Annotated in this window: 19 protein-coding genes; 5 read left to right on the forward strand and 14 right to left on the reverse strand. The window is 38.4% G+C overall.

The annotated features are described in order from the left end of the window. Nucleotides 1-387: 387 nt before the first annotated feature. Entirely contained in the window at nucleotides 388-1,932 is a 1,545-nt protein-coding gene (locus GD441_RS14330; RefSeq protein WP_153127115.1) for a fumarate hydratase, read from the reverse strand. Nucleotides 1,933-2,141: 209 nt separating this feature from the next. Then, nucleotides 2,142-2,330, reverse strand: coding sequence for an SE1561 family protein (locus GD441_RS14335; RefSeq protein ID WP_153127116.1), 189 nt, complete (start codon nucleotides 2,328-2,330; stop codon nucleotides 2,142-2,144). A 150-nt stretch (nucleotides 2,331-2,480) separates the two neighbouring features. Here GD441_RS14335 and yfkAB point away from each other — a divergent pair, with 150 nt between their 5' ends. Beyond that, on the forward strand, nucleotides 2,481-3,614 hold the full coding sequence (gene yfkAB / locus GD441_RS14340) for a radical SAM/CxCxxxxC motif protein YfkAB (RefSeq protein ID WP_153127117.1): 1,134 nt from the start codon (nucleotides 2,481-2,483) through the stop codon (nucleotides 3,612-3,614). 57 nt (nucleotides 3,615-3,671) lie between these two features. Here yfkAB and GD441_RS14345 read toward each other — a convergent pair whose 3' ends face one another. The 3 genes from GD441_RS14345 to cax form a co-directional block, all read right to left on the reverse strand. After that, nucleotides 3,672-4,487 (reverse strand): YfkD famly protein, encoded by an 816-nt coding sequence (locus tag GD441_RS14345; protein ID WP_153127118.1) that lies wholly within the window; start codon nucleotides 4,485-4,487, stop codon nucleotides 3,672-3,674. A 70-nt stretch (nucleotides 4,488-4,557) separates the two neighbouring features. Then, a complete protein-coding gene (locus GD441_RS14350) occupies nucleotides 4,558-5,160 on the reverse strand; it encodes a YczE/YyaS/YitT family protein (protein WP_225434249.1) in 603 nt (200 codons plus the stop codon). Nucleotides 5,161-5,575: 415 nt separating this feature from the next. Further along, nucleotides 5,576-6,637, reverse strand: coding sequence for a calcium/proton exchanger (cax, locus tag GD441_RS14355; protein WP_153127120.1), 1,062 nt, complete (start codon nucleotides 6,635-6,637; stop codon nucleotides 5,576-5,578). A gap of 363 nt (nucleotides 6,638-7,000) precedes the next feature. On the opposite strand from cax, the gene GD441_RS14360 reads away from it, so the two are divergent. Further along, the gene (locus tag GD441_RS14360) at nucleotides 7,001-8,182 is read left to right on the forward strand and encodes an MFS transporter (RefSeq protein WP_153127121.1); all 1,182 of its coding nucleotides are present in this window, start codon (nucleotides 7,001-7,003) and stop codon (nucleotides 8,180-8,182) included. A gap of 125 nt (nucleotides 8,183-8,307) precedes the next feature. On the opposite strand, the gene GD441_RS14365 is transcribed toward GD441_RS14360, so the two are convergent. Further along, nucleotides 8,308-9,255 (reverse strand): DMT family transporter, encoded by a 948-nt coding sequence (locus GD441_RS14365; RefSeq protein WP_153127122.1) that lies wholly within the window; start codon nucleotides 9,253-9,255, stop codon nucleotides 8,308-8,310. Nucleotides 9,256-9,476: 221 nt separating this feature from the next. Here GD441_RS14365 and GD441_RS14370 point away from each other — a divergent pair, with 221 nt between their 5' ends. Then, on the forward strand, nucleotides 9,477-11,402 hold the full coding sequence (locus GD441_RS14370; RefSeq protein ID WP_276567799.1) for a heavy metal translocating P-type ATPase: 1,926 nt from the start codon (nucleotides 9,477-9,479) through the stop codon (nucleotides 11,400-11,402). A 363-nt stretch (nucleotides 11,403-11,765) separates the two neighbouring features. On the opposite strand, the gene GD441_RS14375 is transcribed toward GD441_RS14370, so the two are convergent. From GD441_RS14375 to GD441_RS14385, 3 genes are read right to left on the reverse strand one after another with little or no spacing between them, the layout of a single operon-like run. Next, nucleotides 11,766-12,602, reverse strand: a complete 837-nt coding sequence (locus GD441_RS14375) for a YihY/virulence factor BrkB family protein (RefSeq protein ID WP_153127123.1) — start codon at nucleotides 12,600-12,602, stop codon at nucleotides 11,766-11,768. Nucleotides 12,603-12,620: 18 nt separating this feature from the next. Then, the gene (locus GD441_RS14380) at nucleotides 12,621-13,070 is read right to left on the reverse strand and encodes a YtxH domain-containing protein (protein WP_191992198.1); all 450 of its coding nucleotides are present in this window, start codon (nucleotides 13,068-13,070) and stop codon (nucleotides 12,621-12,623) included. Nucleotides 13,071-13,086: 16 nt separating this feature from the next. Beyond that, the gene (locus GD441_RS14385; protein ID WP_153127124.1) at nucleotides 13,087-13,554 is read right to left on the reverse strand and encodes a low molecular weight protein-tyrosine-phosphatase; all 468 of its coding nucleotides are present in this window, start codon (nucleotides 13,552-13,554) and stop codon (nucleotides 13,087-13,089) included. A gap of 347 nt (nucleotides 13,555-13,901) precedes the next feature. Here GD441_RS14385 and GD441_RS14390 point away from each other — a divergent pair, with 347 nt between their 5' ends. Beyond that, nucleotides 13,902-15,269 carry an alanine/glycine:cation symporter family protein gene (locus GD441_RS14390; RefSeq protein ID WP_153127125.1) on the forward strand — a complete coding sequence of 456 codons (1,368 nt, stop codon included), beginning with the start codon at nucleotides 13,902-13,904 and terminating at the stop codon, nucleotides 15,267-15,269. A 265-nt stretch (nucleotides 15,270-15,534) separates the two neighbouring features. After that, nucleotides 15,535-15,756 carry a DUF1128 domain-containing protein gene (locus tag GD441_RS14395; RefSeq protein WP_153127126.1) on the forward strand — a complete coding sequence of 74 codons (222 nt, stop codon included), beginning with the start codon at nucleotides 15,535-15,537 and terminating at the stop codon, nucleotides 15,754-15,756. 26 nt (nucleotides 15,757-15,782) lie between these two features. Here GD441_RS14395 and GD441_RS14400 read toward each other — a convergent pair whose 3' ends face one another. The 5 genes from GD441_RS14400 to GD441_RS14420 form a co-directional block, all read right to left on the reverse strand. After that, nucleotides 15,783-16,814, reverse strand: a complete 1,032-nt coding sequence (locus GD441_RS14400) for an HD-GYP domain-containing protein (protein WP_153127127.1) — start codon at nucleotides 16,812-16,814, stop codon at nucleotides 15,783-15,785. 478 nt (nucleotides 16,815-17,292) lie between these two features. Beyond that, entirely contained in the window at nucleotides 17,293-18,063 is a 771-nt protein-coding gene (gene motB / locus GD441_RS14405; protein WP_153127128.1) for a flagellar motor protein MotB, read from the reverse strand. Further along, nucleotides 18,056-18,847, reverse strand: coding sequence for a flagellar motor stator protein MotA (gene motA / locus GD441_RS14410; protein ID WP_153127129.1), 792 nt, complete (start codon nucleotides 18,845-18,847; stop codon nucleotides 18,056-18,058). Before motA ends, motB begins: the two co-directional genes overlap by 8 nt. A gap of 223 nt (nucleotides 18,848-19,070) precedes the next feature. Beyond that, nucleotides 19,071-20,084 (reverse strand): PTS sugar transporter subunit IIC, encoded by a 1,014-nt coding sequence (locus tag GD441_RS14415; protein ID WP_153127130.1) that lies wholly within the window; start codon nucleotides 20,082-20,084, stop codon nucleotides 19,071-19,073. A 20-nt stretch (nucleotides 20,085-20,104) separates the two neighbouring features. Further along, on the reverse strand, nucleotides 20,105-21,055 hold the full coding sequence (locus GD441_RS14420; RefSeq protein WP_153127131.1) for an L-lactate dehydrogenase: 951 nt from the start codon (nucleotides 21,053-21,055) through the stop codon (nucleotides 20,105-20,107). Nucleotides 21,056-21,357: the final 302 nt, after the last annotated feature.

Below are 21,357 nucleotides of genomic sequence, written 5' to 3' on the forward strand. Positions count from 1 at the left end.
ACTTCTGACTGTTCAGCTATCTATCACTAGATAGGTTACCAAGATTACTTGGCGTGCCAGCCAGACCTCCCCGGGTAAGAGTGTAATCTTTCCTTCCATCCATCTGCTTCATTTACTCTGTATCACCTTCGGCAGAAAGGACTTTGTTTTGTCTTGCAAACTCGTCCAATGATACCTAGCCTCATATGAAGTTCGTGTTCCTCAGACCGGAAGTTTGCCGCTCGCTTCCTTCAGATTCCATGTCACCACGGACACCCTTGCGTTAAGCTAACTGCTACTTCTGCCTTCGCAGTTCGGGACTTGCACCCTATAGATTACACCCATGCCGGGCGCACACAAAAAAAAGCCAACCGCTTATCTTATTGCGGTTGGCTTTCCGTATCTTTATTAAAATACCTTTTCTTTAAATTGCTCTAGTTTTTCAAGGGACGATTTTTCGATGTCCTTATGCAGGCTGTTTCCATGGGAATCCATCGTGACGACCGCTTTGAAGCCTTCTACTTTCAAGTGCCACATCGCTTCTGGTATACCAAATTGCATGAGGTCCACACCTTCTACGGATTTAATGCAATCTGCATAATATTGGGCAGCTCCCCCGATTGCATTTAAATAAACTCCACCGTGCTCTTGTAGAGCCGCCAATGTTTTAGGACCCATGCCACCCTTTCCGATTACTGCACGAATACCAAATTTCTTCATGATCTCTCCCTGATAAGGCTCCTCACGAATACTTGTTGTTGGACCTGCAGCTTTTACGTGCCAGTTTCCTTCTTCATCCTTTAACATAACTGGTCCGCAATGATAGATAATTTGTCCATTTAAGTCCACTGGTGAGTCATGGTCCGTTAAGTATTTATGGATCGCATCACGACCTGTGTAAATCATGCCATTAATTTTTACAACATCGCCCACCTTAAGCGAACGAATCTTTTCTTCTGTTAACGGTGCTTCTAAAATAATTTCATCTCCAGACGGTTCTACAGCAGCTGCAATTTCTTGCTCTGCTTCAGAGGCGAAATTAATTTTTTCCCCTTCTTGATACAACCACTCCTGAATTTCACCCGTTTCAGGATTCACTTTGACACCAAGACGGCGGAAGGCCCAGCAGTTATAGGCAACAGAAACGAAGAAGCTCGCAGGAATGCGGTGCATTACACCGATTTTGCATCCAAGCAGTGTCGTTTCTCCACCAAATCCCATCGTTCCGATTCCTAATTTATTGGCATTTTCCATAATGTATTCTTCAAGCTTGCGCAAATCCTCATTCGGATTGACATCATCATTGCTTCTGAACAGCTGTTCTTTCGCTAAATCATATCCCGAAGAACGGTCTCCACCGATTCCGACACCAATGAATCCAGCACTACAGCCTTGTCCTTGCGCCTGATACACAGAATGAAGGATACACTTGCGAATGCCATCCAAATCTCGACCCGCGCGGCCGAGTCCCTCAAGCTCACATGGCAAGCTGTATTGAATGTTCTTATTTTCACAGCCGCCGCCTTTTAAAATAAGTCGAATATCAATATAGTCTTTTTCCCATTGTTCAAACTTCATGACAGGAAGTCCCAGTCCTAAGTTGTCCCCGCTGTTATCCCCCGTTAGCGAGTCCACTGAATTTGGACGCAGCTTGCCGTCTTTTGTAGCCTGAGCAATTGCGTTTTTAATCGCTTCTTTTATTTGCAGCTGATTAACTCCAACTGGTGTTTTAATTTTAAACGTTGGAAGGCCGGTATCTTGACAAATGGGTGATACATTTTCATCTGCCATCGTAATGTTTTGCGTGATCGTTGCTAAACTCATCGCTGAACGAGTACCAGCATTTTCTCGTTCCTTTGCTTTTTGAATCGCTCTTCTTACATCTTTCGGTAGATTCGTTGATGTTTCTACAATCAGCTTGTACATACTTTCCTGGAACTTCTCGATATTCATATTTCTCCCCCTCTTTGCTTACAAAAAATTCTGACTAATTGATGTCTTTGTTATAAATGAAGTGAACCAAGCATACGATTACTTCAAAGTCAAAACCAAACTTTCAACACGTTTAATTATACTCCTATCTCTATTCTTCGAAAAGGGTGATGCTGCAACCAGTATAAAGGAATCATTTTTTAATCATAAAAAAAGAGCCATAATGGCCCTTATTTAACTTCGCGTTTTTTGAATTGTTCACACTTCGTTTCAAGTTCATCAATGATTCCTATTAATCTGTCGATATCTTCTAGGCCCGTTTCTTCAGGATCTATGTTTTCCAACACTTCAAGAAACATGGATAATCTTTGCTTTAAATAGTTTAATTGGTCTTCACGGTCATATATAGCCTTACCCATTAAAAAGTCTCTCCTTTCGCTCTTACTTATCCTAGCCGATTACCTATTAAAATTCAATATTTTCAAATATAATCAGGATCATTGACTTTATTTTTCTCATTTTTCATAATGAGACAGTAGCACATACTTTTTTCTTTGAGGAGATCTAAAATGATTACAGAAAAAAAGATTCTGCCGACAATTAGCCCAAGCTACGATCCTTGGGAGGCATATTTAGATATAAATCAATACGGAAAGCTAACGCTCACGAATATTGAATTCACGACAACTACTTTATGCAATATGAGATGTGAGCATTGTGCGGTGGGATATACCCTCCAGACGAAAGATCCGGACGCCCTCCCATTGGAGCTTTTGATTAAGCGGCTTGATGAGGTAAAAGAGCTACGATCGTTAAGCATCACGGGCGGTGAGCCGATGCTTTCGAAAAAACAAGTGCAAAATTATGTGCTTCCACTTTTAAAGTATGCTCACGAAAGAGGTGTCCGTACACAAATCAACTCGAACCTGACGCTTGATTTGGAACGATACGAAGAAATTGCTCCTTATTTGGACGTTCTCCATATTTCACATAACTGGGGAACCATTGATGATTTTATCGACAACGGTTTTGCCATGATGGAGAAAAAGCCGACGAGAGAGCAGCGTGCGAAGCTTTTTGAAAAAATCATTGAAAACAGCAGAGCGTTAACAAAAGCCGGTGTGATTGTATCCGCCGAAACAATGCTGAACAATCGTACACTTCCACATCTAGAAAAAATCCATAAGCAAATTACAGAAGAAATGGGCTGCCAAAGACATGAGGTGCATCCAATGTACCCAAGTGACTTTGCCTCTTCCTTGGAGGCGCTCACGCTCGATGAATTGCGTTATGCAATCAATCATTTGCTTGAAGTCCGGAACGAAAATGTATGGATGCTATTTGGGACGCTTCCTTTTTATCCTTGCAGCGATAATAAGGAAGATTTGGAGCTGCTGCAAAAGCTTTACACGGCAAAAAATGTTACAGTCCGCAATGATCCAGACGGTCGCTCTCGCTTAAATGTTAATATTTTCACTGGAGAAGTGATTGTAACAGATTTCGGCGATGCACCACCGCTAGGAAATATTCAGTATGATACGCTTCAACAGGCTTATGAAAACTGGATGAATTCTAATTTGGCAAAAGAATTAAATTGTCATTGCCCTGCTGCCAAATGTCTTGGACCTAATGTTCTTGTAAAAAATGCGTACTACCCCGACATGGACTTTACTAAGCGCAGGGCTAACATTTCGCGCCCCTAAAATGCTAGATAAAAAAGCTATGCCAAGACATCATTTGGCATAGCTTTTTTCATATTATTATCTAGGTCGATCTGAAGACAAGAATCCGAATGACAAATGATCCTGCACAGGAATCCAAGCTCCGATTCCCTGAGATGTTACGTTTTTGATTACGATTGATTTTTTATTGCCCTTTAATACGAGAAAAACTTCTCCGTAAGTGACTTTTCCTTTTTCATTTACTGCTGGCGCATAAGCGTACAGGTAGCCCAATCGTTTAGGCATAATGTTATATACTTGTTCTTTTTTCGTGCCTGCCCCGATGATGGTTTCAAAAGAAAGCGGTAGGTTTGTTTTCTCACCTGCTTTAATGAGCATCATTTTTTGTACATCATCAGCAGCGGGAATTTTTGCTGTCAATCCGCCCTTTACAATTTTTTGGGCTTCTTGAACGTAATGAATTTGATAAGGGGTTTTACCTCCTCGGTTATCAAAATAATTGGTATTGATTTTTTGAAATTCCCAATTTGGTGCTGTTTCTGTAGATTGATAATTCAATGCCCAGTGCCCAAGATAAATGGTAGCTCTATATCCAAAGGCAAGCGGTGCCTTAGAAATATTTGATTCATTAAGCATATGAATGAGCTCTGGATTTTCAATTTTTACATTGGAAGAATCAATTAATTCCTGAGCAAAATCACTTGGCTGTAAATATGGTACATCCTGTGTAGGATTAGGATACGTATTTTCCTTCGCAATGTTTAAAACAGAAGATGGGATGGATACTCCTTTATCAGCCTTTCCACTAACTTCTATTTCTTCAGCTTGAGAGTTTAAACCAAAAGGTACACTTATTGAAATACAAAGCAGCCAAATAAAAACGAAACGTTTCATGATGTCGCACTCCTTTTGAGCAAATAATCATTTTGTTGTTATTGTTCGCGTACATCATGATTCTTATACACTATTGCATCTTCGTCCATTTTTCGACTAGTGGGAAGAAAAATCCGACAAGGGGACCGATGGTAAAAGTAATGATAAGCGTACCAATACCGATTGGCCCTCCTACTAATAGAGCAAGCGACAACCCGAACACTTCACCAATCGTTTTGGCAGCCATTAACGTTACTTTAAATCTTTTATGTATAGCGATCATTAATTGATCTATTGGATTGACCGGGAACTTGGCTTGCAAATATAGGGCTACACCGAAAGATAAAATGATAATCCCGCATAAGAGAACGATCAATTTTACAATTTGACCAGAAGGAGTCCATTCTGAAAAAACAAAGAGCAGCCAAAAATCAATAAACATTCCAATTACAAAAATCGTACCAAGCGCCAAAAACTGTGGTTTTTCTTTTAATAGAAAAGCATTTAAAAGCATTAAGCAAGTGCCTGTAATCATGAGCCATCGGCCAACTGTAAGTCCGACACTTTCATAAAGACCGACATGCAGCGCATCCCAAGCTCCAGTTCCGATATTTGCTTTAATCGTTAAAGACACCCCAAAAGTTATAATAAATATGCCTGTAAAGAAAATGACAAATCGCTTAAATAATTGCACAGTAGTTCCTCTTTTCATTAGAATGTAATATTTTTGTAAAGTTCTGAATATTTACAAATATCTAACATTCACGTATAATAAGCTTAACCTTTCAAAAAGGAGGGAAAATCGTTCATACCGTACCACAATTGAAAGGGAGGTATGTCTATCGATTTATATTCCAAAACCTAGCCAAACATGCTGGATTACGTAAGAATATCAAAAATGAAATGTAAAGTTGGTGAGCATCCTAGAATATTGTTTCGATTACAACGCTATGGATTATGTAGGTTTCATGGATTGAAAGTAACAGTAATTCTACCGTAGTAAATCAAGATATTTGTTGGATTAGAACATGTACTTAAGACTATTTTCTAAAACATAAAAGGACTCTGCAAATTGTATCACATTGCAGAGTCATTTTTATATTTATTTTTTATAGTAGGAAAAAGCCAATTCCCATAATAATATAAGCAGCTAATAATGTGGCTCCTTCAAACCAGTTTGTGTCCCCGTCATTCGAAATGACGATCATAAGAAAAACTGATGTGACCATCGCAATAAGCTCTGGCATTGTAAACACCAATGGCATAGAAGTTGGGAATAGAAGGGAGACTAATACAAGCACAGGTGCTACAAACATCGCTATTTGCAGAGTTGAGCCAACTGCAATTTCAACAGCAATGTCCATTTTGTTTTTATAGGCAAATATAATTGCAGATGCATGCTCTGCTGCATTCCCCACAATGGCCACGATGATGACCCCAATAAAGAGCTCCGTCCAACCGAAAGACTCAGCTACAACTTCAAATGTGTGGACCAAGTTCTCAGAAACATAGGCAACAGCAATAGTGGAGAGCAATAAGATTAGAACGGAAGTGCCTTTCCCCCATTCCGGTGTTTCCTCTTCATGATTTGAACCGGTTTCTTCTTTATGCTGATATACCCCGCGATGGGTTACAAGTTTAAAGAATAAAGCAGCTAAATATAAAGCAATCATAATAATGGAAATACCAACGCTTAACGAAATGGTTTTAGCATCATTCATCGTTTGAGCAAATACTTCTGGAATAACAAATGCGACGACTACAGCAAAAACAAGCAGTCCAGCATTATGTCTAGCATCAAAAACATTAAAGCTTTGTCTCTTATACTTCAATCCTCCAATGAAGAACGATAATCCCGCAACTAAAAGAAGATTACCTAGTACCGAACCTGTCAACGAAGCAAGAACGACTCCAACCAATCCTGCTTTCAAGGCAAAAATCGAAATAATTAATTCAACCGCATTTCCAAAAGTAGCATTCAGCAGTCCACCAATCCTAGGCCCCATGACTACCGCAAGGCTTTCTGTTGCTCGTCCCATATAGCTGGCCAATGCAATGATGGTAACACAATATATTCCAAACATCACAACGCTTGGCCAGTGCATCAATGAACCTGCTACAGATAGCGGTACACCTGCCAAAACAAGTATTAAAAAGATTTTATTTGTCATACACTTCCCTCACAATCCGAAAAATTCTTATGATATTCGTTCAGATGGTTCAATGAACTTGAATACCTCCCTTAACGGATTGAACCATTTGTCTCTAATGAAATGGATTTCTTCTTCATTAACATCATCCGCTTTCATAATAAAATACAGGGATTTATTTCCTTACTAGGAAATATTATAAATTATACTGCTTTCTACTTCTTTTCTTCAACCATTATCTCATTTCCATTCATAATTCTACCGCTTCTGCCTTGTGCAATCTCTTTTTTACTATTAAGATTACTAAGAAGCTATTTTCTAAATTGTCCGTCAGTCCTTACTAAACAGGCAGGCGAGTAACGCATATATGATTAAGGAGTACTTATGAATCAATCTTCTTTACGTTTTTGGATACTAGTCACGATTGTAGGGATTTCAGGTTTTTCACAAGGAATGCTTTTGCCCCTCATTGCAATCATCTTTGAAAATGATGGTGTTAGCTCTTCCATGAACGGATTGCATGCGACGGGCCTATATATTGGAATTCTTCTTGCCTCCCCGCTCATGGAAGCTCCCTTACGTAAAATGGGCTATAAGCCGCTCATTTTAATAGGAGGCGCAATGGTCATATCAGCGCTTCTTTTATTTCCTGTCTGGAAATCGTTTTGGTTTTGGTTTGTCTTAAGGCTGCTAATCGGCATTGGCGACCATATGCTCCACTTTGCTACTCAAACATGGATTACGGCTTTTTCCCCTGCTCATAAAAGAGGACGTAATATCTCTCTTTACGGCTTGTTCTTCGGTTTGGGATTTGCGATCGGTCCATTAATGACAAGATTTGTGGAATGGAATGAGGCTGTTCCTTTTATCGTTTCTTCCATAATCAGCTTATTTGCATGGGGAACCGTTTTTCTATTAAAAAATGAATTTCCGGAGCGAGATATTGAGACATCTTCTTTCCTTGGAACACTTGTCCGCTTCAAGAAGGTGTGCCAATATGCATGGGTTGCATTTCTACCTCCATTTGGTTATGGTTTTTTAGAAGCCTCTTTGAATGGAAACTTCCCAGTATACGCCCTTCGTTCGGGAATTAACGTGGAATCAGTATCGATCCTGCTTCCCGCCTTTGCATTTGGCAGCATTATATTTCAGCTGCCACTCGGGCATATGAGCGATAAGTTCGGCCGTAAGAATATCTTACTTTTCGTCATGCTCTCAGGCTTTGTATGTTTCACAGGAGCTGGTTTATTGCAAGACTCTGTTTTAGGGTTATTTATTTGTTTTCTGTTAGCAGGAATGATGGTTGGATCGACCTTTTCCTTAGGCATCAGCTATATGGCTGACCTTTTGCCAAAAAATCTTCTTCCTGCAGGAAACTTAATGTGCGGCATATTCTTCAGCTTCGGCAGTATTTCAGGGCCATTTGTCGGCGGCATCGTCATCCAGTATTTTTCTGGCGGGTCCTTCTTTTATATGATCAGCTGCATGCTGCTACTCATATTCTTTGCCCTAACCGTATTTAGGCAGAAAACAACCGTATATGAAAATATATCTACTACTAAATAAGAAATGCAGAAAGCTAACATTTTCGAAAATAATGTATGAAATAGGGTGAGTCCTTTTATTTAAAGTAGCTCACCCTTTTTGATGTTTTAATTTCAATAAATTAAATGGTCCTTACGAAAAAACTTTTATACAGTTAATGTACTCTCTTCTTCAAGCCTCACAGACTTCTGTCTATTTACGATGATGATCCCCCATGTAACGAAAAACAGTCCGATAAAAACAAAGACATTCAATTTTTCATTTAAAAAAATATTGGAGAGGAATACACCGAATACTGGCATAAGGAATAAATAAACAGAGATTTTTCCTACTTGATTGTATTTCATTACGTTATTCCAAAGGATGTAGCCTGTCGCGGAAAGAAATGCGAGATACACTAAAAGCCATAGTGCTTTTCCACTGAAGTGAAACGGTACAAATCCAGCTCCCGGCAATCCTGCAAGAATAAGACCAATTGCCCCAAACAACATCTCATAGCTTGTAATATAGCCAACTTCCATACTATTCGTTGCGTTTCTTGCTAATATATTTCCGAAACCTCCTGAAGCCATCGCAAGCAGAAGTAGAATTTCCCCTAGTCCAAAGTGTAGAATAAATTCCCCCTTCGTTATATTTACAATAATAACTCCGCTAAAACCTAAAAGTAGTCCGATCCCTTTTCTTATAGTTAGCTTATCATCATGGTACAAAAAATGAGCAAACAAAATCTGAAAAAACGTCGTCGTCCCTGCTATGATGGAACCTTGAATGCCTGTTGCATAGCTTAAACCGATATAAAAAAGAATGTATTGAATAAAGGTTTGAAAAGCACCAATCCTACTTAATGAGAGCACATGCTGTTTTTGTAGACGAATGGTTTTCTTAGTCAACTTTAAAAAAATAAAAATCAAAATGGATGCCAGTAAAAATCGATAGCCTGCAAAAAGGATTTGCTCGCTTAATTCATTAGGACCAATCTCTAACACTTCATAACTGATCTTGATAGCCGGAAACGCGCTCCCCCATAAAAAGGCTGCTGTACCCGCTGAAAAAACAATTCCTAAAGGGTGAGTAAAAAACCTTTCAGCATTCAAAATGATTCCCTCTCTTTTTTTACAATTTTACGTACTTATCGTTTTATTTTTTCATATCATATATGGTAGGATAAGTGTAATTAAATAGCTATCCTTTTTCTATACCATATTAGATTTTTTTGCTGTCATCATTAAGATGACAGCTTTCGTGTTTTTTAAGGGTATTGATGTTGAATATCTTTATCAATTAAAACAAATAAGAAAATGGAGGAGGAGATTCGGTGAGTGCAAATACAAAAGCTTTAAGAACTTCGACAGTTGAACCTAATGAGAACATTATTCAAAAGCTACTCCCCCACACCGAACTTATTGCAGCAGTTCTATGTGGAATTTTAATATTTACCGGATGGATGCTTTCAAAGAACAGTTTGGAAACTGCTTCTGTTATAAGTTACGTGCTTGCCTTTATCATTGGAGGCTTTGCTAAAGCGAAAGAGGGCATTGAGGAGACGATAGAAAATAAAGAATTGAATGTAGAGATGCTAATGATTTTTGCAGCAATCGGCTCTGCCATTATTGGATATTGGACTGAAGGCGCCATTCTCATTTTCATTTTTGCAGTAAGCGGAGCATTAGAAACCTATACGATGAATAAAAGCCATAAGGAAATTTCAGCATTGATGGAATTGCAGCCGGAAGAAGCAGTTCGAATCACTGCGACTGGAAGAGAAGAAGTAGTGCATGTTTCTGAGCTCGAAATTGGCGACCATATTCTGGTTAAGGCAGGAGAACGAATTCCTTCTGACGGTAAAATTTTCAAAGGGCAAACGAATATTGATGAAGCTGCAATCACAGGAGAATCCATTCCTGTTAGTAAAAAGGAAAACGACGAGGTTTTCGCAGGAACTGTAAATCTTCGTGGAACTATTACCATTGAAATTACGAAATTGAATGAAGATACTCTATTTCAAAAAATCATTCAGCTTGTCCAATCTGCACAAAGTGAAAAATCTCCTTCCCAGCTTTTTATCGAACGTTTTGAAGGGACATACGTAAAAGTAGTATTATCAGTCGTAGCAGTTATGATGTTCCTTCCCCATTATCTTCTCGGGTGGAGCTGGACAGAAACGTTCTACAGAGCGATGATTTTACTAGTTGTAGCTTCACCATGCGCTCTTGTTGCTTCCATTATGCCGGCAACTTTATCCGCCATATCGAATGGAGCTCGCCATGGCATTTTGTTTAAAGGAGGCGTTCATCTCGAAAACTTAGGCCACTTAAAGGCTATTGCTTTTGATAAAACGGGAACTTTAACAAAAGGGAAGCCGGAAGTTACGGATATCATTCATCGCCCAGATTTAACAAAAGAAGAGTTTATTTTTAACATCGGCTCCATTGAAAGCTATTCTACACATCCGTTGGCACAGGCAATCACAAAATATGCCAAGCAAATCGGAAAAGCAGAATTAAAAAAGCCTGAAAACATGGAGGATATTAGCGGCTGGGGTGTGCAGGCTGTACTCTCTGGTGTCCAATGGAAAATTGGAAAAGCAGACTTTGTTGGACGGGATGAGGCAGAAGTGTTTTTAAACGGGGCTTATAGACAGCTTGCAGCAGAAGGAAAAACCATTGTATTTGCTCGTGACGATAAGGGAATCGCTGGACTAGTTGCCCTCAAAGACGTTGTTCGTGATGACACAGTCGCTGCGATAGAATCTTTGAAAAAAGAAGGAATCCATACCGTTATGCTAACAGGAGACAGCCAAAAGACAGCGCAAGCAATTGCCTCCGAAAGTCATATTGACGAATATGTTGCAGAATGCTTACCGGAAACAAAAGTCAATGAGGTAAAGAAATTAAAAGAGCGTTTTGGAACGGTGGCAATGGTCGGTGACGGTATTAATGACGCCCCTGCTTTAGCCAGTGCTTCAGTCGGAATCGCCATGGGAGAAGGAACCGATGTTGCGCTAGAGACTGCGGATATTGTCCTAATGAAAAATGATCTTCCTAAAATAGCGGAAGCGATCCATCTTTCTAAAAAAATGAACACAATTATTAAACAAAATATCATTTTCTCTATTTCTGTCATCATGCTGCTGATCGCGTCTAACTTCCTGCAAATTCTTGATCTCCCATTTGGAGTCATCGGACATGAAGGCAGTACCATTCTCGTTATTTTAAATAGCTTAAGGCTCTTGAAATCATAAAATTTTTATCTAAAGATCTTTAGCATATATAAAGAATAAGCAAAGGCACTCCATTATATTTTGAGTGCCTTTAGTATGTTTATTGCACATTTATACTGATTAGGTGCTTAATGATAACCGTTTTGTCCATTTGCGGTACTAGATGTTTTGTTGCTTGTCGATTTTTGTTTAGAATTTTGCTTTGTTCCGCCGTCTTTTTTCGTATGTTTTGTCATGATTGATCTCTCCTGTCCATTAAAATAGACACCATTATGAGTAGATTGAAGACAAAGTATATTCAAACACATTTAGCAACAATCTGACCATTATGGAATCTATTTTAGTTTTCGTATTCGCCTTTATAATATGACAGGAAAAATATCCTTACCCACAGTTTGGATCTTCTTCACTAATCATTGCATTGATTTCTGCGCCTAAAATAATGATATGGCCCGTCAAATAGAACCAAATCATTAATACAATAATGCCTCCAATGCTTCCGTACGTATAAGAGAAATTCCCAAAATTTGATACATAGTAGGAAAATCCAACGGATACAACAATCCAGCCTACTGTTGCAAATAGGGCCCCAGGAATCACCGTGAGGCATTTTATTTTAATATTTGGAGCAATCCAATACAAGATTGTAAAGATAAAAAACAGAACAACAGAACTTAGAACCCAACGGATGACTCCCCAAATTCGAAAAAATTTATCTGAAAAGCCAAATTCAGTCAACAGGAAAGCACCGATTTGCTTACCGAATACCGGCAATAGTAATGCAATAATGAAAACGATCATCATGCCGATTGTGAGCACGATGCTCATAGCACGAGCAGCCCAAAATGGACGGTTTTCTTTTACACCATAAGCTTTATTGAATGCAATTACCACTGCGTTTAGACCGTTGGAAGCAGACCATAGGGTAGCTATAACTCCAAAGGACAGCAACCGACCGTGTTGCTGCATAATCCCTTCAATATTTGATTCAATTAACTCCATGGATTCTACTGGTGCGTAGTCTCGAATAAAGCCAAAAATATCATTTTTCGATAAAGGTATATAGGGCAGCAATGTGACCAAAACAATCAATAATGGGAATAACGATAGCAGGAAGAAAAAAGCTAGCTGTGCAGCTAAACCCGAAACATCATCTTCTTTAATACGTTTAATCATTTCCTGAAAAAAGGATTTATTCATCCTTTCCTTTTTTTGTCCCATGCCGCCACCTCAAAAAATTTAATCCAACCGGCTATTCCCTATTGAAGAAGATTCATTCTTGTCCAACGTTTGATTTGAATGTTTAGTGGTTGATTCTGCTGAAGTGAAAGCCTCCTTTGTTTCCTTTAAGGCACTTGCCACTTGAGATGGAACATCTTTCATATCCTCAACCTTTTGGGTAATAAAGACTACATCTTCTGATATTTGTTTAATTGTATGACGAATTCGTTCAGAAGTATCCTTCATCGAGTCCAAAAATTCCCCAGGATTTTTCATAAAGGATCGAACACTGCCTGTACATTTTTTACTGCTCTCCACGACAGTCTTACGGGTATTCTTATCGAGGAGACTAATGGCTGCACCCGCTAAAGCTCCTAATAAAATACCTTGCCAAAGCCGGTTTTTTCCAGAACCAATTTGCTCATCCATATCCATGTTTGCCAGATCGTTTTCTTTATACCTACGCATTATTTCTCCTCCTCTTTTATAGCCCATGATCCTTTTTAATTTTCTCTAACAAGGATTGACATCCTGCAAGTACCAAATTATATGTTTCCTCAAAGTTACCTGTATAATAAGGATCTGGAACATTTTTATTTTCCAAATGGGGCACTAAATCCAATAGCCTGCTTATAAACACGTTTTTAGAACCAGAAAGCCTTTTTACATCTTTCAAGTTACTATCGTCCATGACAATAATATATTGATAATCCTCAAAGTCTTTATCTTTTATCTGTCTTGCTTTTAAGCCCTCATAGCTGATTTTGTATTGATCAAGTATTCTTCTTGTTCCATGATGCGGCGGTTCCCCAACATGCCAACTACCTGTTCCTGCTGAATCCACTTTAATTTGATTTTCTAATCCTTCTCTTTTTATTAGATCCCGGAACATTGCCTCAGCCATTGGTGAGCGACAAATGTTTCCCAAACAAACAAATAAAACTGAAATCAAAATCCTTCCTCCTCTATCCGATCTCTATCTATTATTTTAACTGAAGACACTTAAAAATTCCTTCCTAACTATATATCATAAATCTTAATTATTTCAGAAAAATGCATTGACATTTTCTAAATATTTTAACAATATTCTTATATAGCATTTTTTAACCCTTTACATTATGAAAGAGTTTTTTTTATTTTATCCGTAACAGCCCTTCATAATGACTGAATTTCGTTCATTATTTCTCTTTTCTCCAATATCACAATATTTAATAATCAATAACTTTTTTTTAAATAAAAATTGGATTATTCTAAAACACAAATTTTATTTTTTCAATAACAAAGGGGGAATCTTTTGCTATGTCTTTTCAAGAAATACTAGAAGCCATCAGTGGATGGGTTTGGGGTAAACCTCTTCTCGTCCTACTGGTTGGAACAGGTTTGTATCTCACCTTCCGTATCGGTTTTTTACAATTCCGACTGCTTCCTTACTCTTTAAAACTTGCGTTCAGCAGGAGTCAAGACCATAAATCTGACGGCGACATCTCTCACTTTCAGGCCCTCATGACTGCATTAGCTGCAACGGTCGGTACTGGTAACATTGCTGGTGTAGCAACCGCAGTCGTTCTAGGAGGACCGGGAGCGGTCTTTTGGATGTGGGTAACGGCCTTAGTGGGGATGGCAACTAAATATGCCGAAGCTGTTTTGGCTGTAAAATATAGGGTAGTAAACGAAAATGGGGAAATGTCAGGCGGACCGATGTATTATTTGGAAAAAGGGCTAGGTCAAAAATGGCTAGGAGTTTTGTTTGCCTTATTCGGTTCCATTGCAGCCTTTGGAATTGGAAACATGGTCCAATCAAATTCTGTAGCTGAAATCGTGAAGGTCACGTTCTCTGTTCCTACATGGATTACAGGAATTGTTCTAACCATTTTTACAGCACTTGTCATTTTAGGCGGCATTAAAAGTATCGGTACAGTAACATCATTCTTTGTTCCAATCATGGCTGTTTTCTACCTTGTTTCAGGATTAGTTGTTATGGTGTTGAATGTAGAATTAATTCCTAACGCATTAGTCCTTATTTTCAAGGATGCCTTCACTGGTGAAGCTGTAGCGGGAGGCGCTTTGGGTGCTGTCATTCGTTATGGCGTTGCACGTGGGGTCTTTTCGAATGAAGCCGGTCTTGGTTCTGCTCCGATTGCTGCTGCTGCAGCAAAAACAGATCTACCTGGACGTCAGGCTCTTGTATCTATGACACAAGTTTTCATTGATACGATTATTATTTGTTCTATCACCGGTATTACACTTGTAATGGGTGGTCTCTACAATACTGGGCTTAAAGGTGCCCAACTAACATCCGAAACATTCCAAAAATTCCTTGGTTCAACAGGCTCTTATGTTGTAGCAATCGGATTATTGTTCTTTGCCTCTTCTACGATTATCGGCTGGTCCTATTACGGTGAAAAATGTTTTACTTATTTATTTAATGAGAAAACTGCGATCCTTTATCGAATTGTATTCGTTGTCTTTGTATTCGTAGGTGCCATCAGCGAATTAAAAGTAGTTTGGGATATAGCGGATATCATGAACGGGCTCATGGCTTTCCCTAACTTGATTGGCTTGATTGGACTTTCAGGTGTTGTAGCGCTTGAGACTAAGAAAATTGTTGCAAAAATTAAAGAGGAAAAAGAAATGATACATGAAAAAAATATCAGCTTGAAACAATGAGAATTCAAGCTTTAATAAAGTGAAACCTCCATCAATGGGGGTTTTCTCCATTCTAACTCAAATTTACTTATTTTTTTCAATATGAAGATGTCATTAGAAAGAAATAGCTCTATTCAGTTGTGACTTGTCCGAATTGCCAATCCCAATCAAAAATTCAATCGGCCATATAGGGTTCTAACCACTTCATTCCCTCTTTTTTTATTGACAAGCCAAAGTACACTATGGAATGATTAAAGAGATTTAGGATGAAAGGAAGGCATCCCCTTTGGATTTAAAACAAAATACACCGGAAAATGTTGAATACATGGTAGACAAGATTAAAGAAAAGCTTAGAATGATGAACATTGGTGCAATTAAGCCTGGGCATTTTAACACGGAGATGTACGAAGATCTTCGTGACCTATATGAGTTGGTCATGAAAAAAAATTCTTTTAGCCCAAGTGAAATGCAAGCAATTACGGAAGAACTTGGAAATATGAAAAAATAGAAAGAGGGATACTCTTAAGCATTTGCTTATTGAGTTCCCTCTTTCTCTTTGTATGTATCCATTGTTTTTTTATATTTATCATTGTCCGCAATGACCTCGGAAACAAGAAGTGTCGGATGATCTACCAGCGACAATTCTGTATCACTATTTAAAAGTCGGATATCAGGTCTTTGGGGGTTTTTATATACTCTTGTAATGATCGCCTCTTCACCTGTGTTCAGCTTTACTTTTGTTCCTGGCGGATAGATTGGAACTTCTCTAATAAATAATTGAACCAGTTCCTCTTTAAACCAATAACCGCTCTTAGACATAATGAATTCAAGAACTTCATGAGGGGCATATCCTTCTTTTGATGTCATGTTTTCATATGTATTGGCTAATGCACAAATTTGAGCATATTCATGAATTTGGCTACTGTTAACCCCGCGGGGCTTCCCACTTCCATCAAGAGTTTCATGATGCTGATATGCGACATGAGCAGATAATAGACTAATTTCTCTATTTTTCCTTAAAATTTCAAACCCTACTTCAGGGTGATTTTCGTCCTCCGTTTGCACCTTCCCAATATCATGTAGAAGTGAGCCAAGTGCTAAATCCTTCACTTGAAGCTGATTCAATCCTTTTTTCTTACCTAATTGAATAGACAAAAGCGATACATTTACCGCATGAGCATAATGCCTCAGTTCTTCAGCTAAAAAAGTGGTGGGCACAAGAACTACTGCAGACCTTTTATATACTTCATCTACTAGTTTTTTTACGGTAAGCTGCACATCTTTTAAAGGGAACGGAGCCTTCTGCTTTAGAGCATCATATGTTTTTTGTACGGCTTGAATACATTCAATCCAAGTGGGCATATCTACCATTTCTTCCATCGTAATTCCTTTAGAAACGGCATCTTCCACGAAAATATAGCGAATATCTAAATCCTCTAGTTTTTTCAAAATAGTCGGGTGAATGGAACGTCCCTGGGCCAGTAGAATACGACGAAACTTATCAAATACAGGCCTCGCTAGCTCCATCGTTTGCGGATGATATTCATCTAAACTTATTAACCTCATCTGTATACTTATACTCCCTAATTCTAAGTCTATTAACTAGTATACTAAGTGATGGAATTGAATGTCATCAAATTTTTCAACTTATGGTGGATTAAACCGCTGAATTCAATGTAAGAAATATTTTTTGTCTATTTTGTTACAAAAATTTGTATTTTTTGTGACAATTAGCATATAATAAAAGTAAGAAATTGAATATTCAGACTTTTTTAATCTTTTTAAAGGAGGAATTGCAATGACAGTTCTTCATGTATTGAATTTTGTAATTCCCATAGCCTGTATGATCGGTTTTGGCTTCTGGATGGACCACTTATGCAAGCCAGATCCAGCAACTACTGAACAATCACCTGAATAATGGTTTTTTATTACGTTCATCCCTTACTTTCCCATGATTGGATTACAGCAGCTTATAAATGCGGTAATCTTTTTTTTGCATGAAAAAACCTGCCATTTCGCAAACGAAAAAGCAGGCATCTTCTCTCTATTGGTCGATTTGTGAGCGAGGCATAATTAATATTTCTACACGTCTATTTTTTGCGCGCCCCTCTTCCGTTGCATTTGAAGCAATCGGTTTGAACTCACCGAACCCTTTTGCGCTAAACCATTGCGGATTAAGCTGCGGGTTTTCTAATAAAATTTTCATAAAATTGACAGCACGCATAACGCTTAAATCCCAGTTTGAAGTAAACTTGGCCGTATAAATGGGAACATTATCGGTATGGCCACTTATCACAATACTCCGGGGCGGATCCATGACAAGAAGCTCAGAAATTTCTCGAGCGACAGCTTTATCTTCATCACGCACATCAGCACTTCCTGATTCAAATAATACATTGTCTCGAATTGTAACAAGCAGCCCTTCTCCTGTCAGTGCTGTTCCTAGTCGATCCGTCAAGTTGTTTTGTTGGATGAATTGTTTGACTTTTTGTTGAATTTGTCCTAATTCCTTCTTTTCACTTTCCCCTAAATTTCCGGTTTTGGTCTCATTACCGACAAGACTCTTTTGTTCCTTTGTTGATGAAGATGGATCTCCTTCAGGTGTTGGACTTGGAAATTCAAATACTCCGGTTCCCCCTGTAAAAATATCATTAAATGCCTTTGATATTTGTTGAAACTTCACAGCATCCACCGAGCTCATCGCAAACAAAACAATAAAAAGTGCTAATAACAGGGTTAACAAATCTGCATAAGGGATGAGCCAAGACTCGTCCATGTGCTCATCATGTTGTTTGTGTTTTTTTCTTCTAGCCATCCTGCTTTACACTTCCTTCCAGCCATTTTTTCCGTTCTTCTGCTGGCAGGTAAGAAGTAAGTTTCTGTTCGATTGTTCTTGGGGCTTCCCCTTCAATAATAGAAAGGATTCCTTCTATCATCATATTTTTGATGCGCACTTCTTCTTTTGATTTTCTTTTTAACTTATTGGCAAAAGGATGCCAAAGCACATAACCGGTATAAATCCCCAATAACGTCGCAACGAATGCAGCAGAAATAGCTCTCCCAAGTTCATCGGTATTTTCCATATGTGAAAGTGCCGAAATAAGACCTACTACCGCTCCTAATACCCCGAGTGTAGGGGCATACGTACCAGCTTGAGTGAAGATCGCTGCACCAGATAGATGCCTTTCTTCCATGGCCTCGATTTCCTCAGAGAGGATATCTCTTATGTAGTCAGCGCTCTGTCCCTCTACAGCAAGGTTCAAACCGTTTCTTAAAAATGGGTCCTCCACATTTTCAGAGATGCTTTCTAACGCTAATAATCCTTCTTTACGTGCAATAACTGCCCACTCAGAAAACGTTTTGATGAGCTCTTCAGGCTTAATCATGGTCTTTTCTGTAAAAATAAGCTTGAATAGCTTAGGAACACGCTTGATTTCGCTTGTCGGAAATGCTGTCACAACTGCAGCGGTAGTACCTACAATAATAATCAAGAAAGCAGCTGGGTTTATTAAGGCACTAGGAGGAACCCCCTTAAAATACATTCCTACTCCAACTGCGATAATCCCTAGTATAAATCCTATTATTGATGTTTTATCCATAGAACTCACCTATCTTCTATAATTCGATTGTATCCCATAATAATATATCGGCTTGTTTTCCACGAAAATGAATGGTTTTTGCATATTTTATATGATAAAAAAAGATAATTCGGCAATCTTCGATAAAAAAGACACGGCATTAAACCGTGTCTTTTACATGATAGGCAAGAGATTTAGTTGTTTCAATACCATTAATTGTTGAACTCCAAGCGACAGCTTTTTATTACTGAGGTAGTGTGAGATCGCCGTTTTTGATTAGATTTTTCTTTCTTAAGAACTTGTAAACGATAAAAGAGATAGCAACTGGTAGAATGATATAAGAAATTAACATAGCTACGATGATAAATTTGTCACCATTGTTTGCAATGATATTTATTGGTGCTACAAAAGAGCTTAATCCCATACCAGCAATCTCTTTTCCAGCTTCAATATTAAAGATTAAAGTAGCAATCGGTCCTACAATTGCACTTGAGATTACTGTCGGTAATAAGATATAAGGGTTTTTTGTGATGTTAGGAAGCTGCACTTTTGGTGTACAGATCGCTTGTGCCAAAATTCCACCAAGATCGTTTTCTTTTCTTGAAATAAACGCAAAACCTGCAAAGTGTGCTGCACAACCTGCTAGAGCTGCTCCTCCAGCCAAGCCGTCTAAATTTAATGCAATCGCCAGTGCTACTGAAGAAGCTGGAGAAATTAATAGTAATCCCCAAACAATTGCAATAACGATAGAAGTAGCTAACGGATTTCCGCTGGCAGCATTTTTAATGAAACCACCAACTGTTGTCAATAACGGACCCATTACACCAGATAACCAAAGTCCAACGAATCCGCTCACTCCGATGGTAACAATCGGAACAGCCATCATATCAAGCGGAGTTTTTCCACTTATTCGTTTTCCAATAAATGTTGCCAATGTAGCTGTTAGTAAAGCACCAATCGGCTCACCAGGTTTAATCATCATTCCGACTTCGCTTACTGAAATAGCCCCTGCTCCAAGCGCTGCAGCAATCATCGCTGAAAAGATCACGAGTCCGTTTGCCCCAAGCATAAATGCAATCCCTGCACCGATTCCAGGTGCCATCAGCATTTTTGAAACGTTTCCTATTAACATTAAAGACTGAATGTCTAGCATTTTTCCGATATTTTCAAGTAGTAAGCCAATACCTAATGTAATAAAAATCCCTTGAGCAATTCCTGTAGAGGCCTTAAACACACGCTGCATTACATATTCTTTCATGATGGTCACCCCATTTTTTATTAAAATCCAATAGTTTGCATGTATTCTTTTAATACCTTGTTGGATTGTTGGAATTTTTCCTTTTCAACAGGAGTCAAATTCAATTCGACAATCTCTTTAATGCCTTCTCTTGTAATGATCGCAGGGACACCTGTACAAATATCTTTTACACCATATTCTCCATCCAATACTGCTGATACGGCAATGACCTTATGGTCATCGTTAAAAATGGAGCGTGCAATAAATGCTAACGCATTTCCGATACCGTAATATGTTGTTCCTTTACGGTTGTAGATTTCCCATCCAGCTTTACGTACCTTATCTGTAATTTCATCAAGGTTAATTTCACCGAATCGATCTTTATGCTCCTCTAAAATTTGAAGGAAAGGCTTTCCTCCAACCGTTACATGAGACCAAGCAACAAACTGAGAATCCCCATGCTCCCCAAGAGAGTAGCCATGAATGCTTCTTGGATCTACATCAAGAATATCTGAAAGAATAGCTTTTAATCGTGAAGAGTCTAAAGAAGTACCTGTTCCAATCACTTGATTACGAGGTAGCCCTGAAATTTTCCAAACCATATATGTGATAATGTCTACCGGATTGGAAGCAATTAAAAAGATTCCATTAAATCCGCTTTTCATAACGTTTGATACAACATCCTGCATGATTTTAGCACTAACACCTAATGTATCCAATCTAGTTTGTCCAGGCTTTGGTGGAGCACCAGCTGTAATGATGATTATGTCACGATCCCCACATTCTTCATAAGAGCCTGCACGTACCTTTGTTCTCACATTTGTAAAATCGATGCAATGAGACAAATCCATCGCTTCTCCAAGCGCTCTCTCACGATTTATATCAATTAATAATAAGTCATCACAAATTCCTTGGTTTACCATGGAATAAGCACAGCTTGAACCAACTAATCCAGTTCCAATAATCGCTACATTTCTTGTTTTGTGTTGCATACTATCATCTCCTATTTCTCTAGTTGTTTCTATTTAGTTTGTGAAACATTGAGCATTTACAGTTATGATTATAATAAGGTTTTCACTATAAGTATGTGGATAAATTGTGAACTATTTCACAATTAATGAATGTTTGAAGTTTATTTGTCATTTGTTAGATATATTCAATTATTTCAAATTATCAAAAAACGAAAATCAGTACGAAAACCAAATGAATTCAATCTCAAACCCAACATTTTCAAATTTTTGATTATAATGTTTAAACACTACAGAATCAGTCTTTTTCTTCACAAAATGCTGAT

Origin of the sequence: Peribacillus tepidiphilus (assembly GCF_009466385.1) — a bacterium.
GTDB lineage: Bacteria > Bacillota > Bacilli > Bacillales > DSM-1321 > Bacillus_BN > Bacillus_BN tepidiphilus.

Coding starts and splice junctions, on each gene's coding strand:
- cax (WP_153127120.1), bottom strand. CDS start 6,637: ATGACAAATAAAATCTTTTTAATACTTGTTTTGGCAGGTGTACCGCTA.
- motA (WP_153127129.1), bottom strand. CDS start 18,847: ATGGATAAAACATCAATAATAGGATTTATACTAGGGATTATCGCAGTT.
- GD441_RS14415 (WP_153127130.1), bottom strand. CDS start 20,084: ATGAAAGAATATGTAATGCAGCGTGTGTTTAAGGCCTCTACAGGAATT.
- GD441_RS14390 (WP_153127125.1), top strand. CDS start 13,902: ATGTCTTTTCAAGAAATACTAGAAGCCATCAGTGGATGGGTTTGGGGT.
- GD441_RS14360 (WP_153127121.1), top strand. CDS start 7,001: ATGAATCAATCTTCTTTACGTTTTTGGATACTAGTCACGATTGTAGGG.
- GD441_RS14375 (WP_153127123.1), bottom strand. CDS start 12,602: ATGGGACAAAAAAAGGAAAGGATGAATAAATCCTTTTTTCAGGAAATG.
- motB (WP_153127128.1), bottom strand. CDS start 18,063: ATGGCTAGAAGAAAAAAACACAAACAACATGATGAGCACATGGACGAG.
- GD441_RS14400 (WP_153127127.1), bottom strand. CDS start 16,814: ATGAGGTTAATAAGTTTAGATGAATATCATCCGCAAACGATGGAGCTA.
- GD441_RS14420 (WP_153127131.1), bottom strand. CDS start 21,055: ATGCAACACAAAACAAGAAATGTAGCGATTATTGGAACTGGATTAGTT.
- GD441_RS14335 (WP_153127116.1), bottom strand. CDS start 2,330: ATGGGTAAGGCTATATATGACCGTGAAGACCAATTAAACTATTTAAAG.
- GD441_RS14380 (WP_191992198.1), bottom strand. CDS start 13,070: ATGCGTAGGTATAAAGAAAACGATCTGGCAAACATGGATATGGATGAG.
- yfkAB (WP_153127117.1), top strand. CDS start 2,481: ATGATTACAGAAAAAAAGATTCTGCCGACAATTAGCCCAAGCTACGAT.
- GD441_RS14345 (WP_153127118.1), bottom strand. CDS start 4,487: ATGAAACGTTTCGTTTTTATTTGGCTGCTTTGTATTTCAATAAGTGTA.
- GD441_RS14330 (WP_153127115.1), bottom strand. CDS start 1,932: ATGAATATCGAGAAGTTCCAGGAAAGTATGTACAAGCTGATTGTAGAA.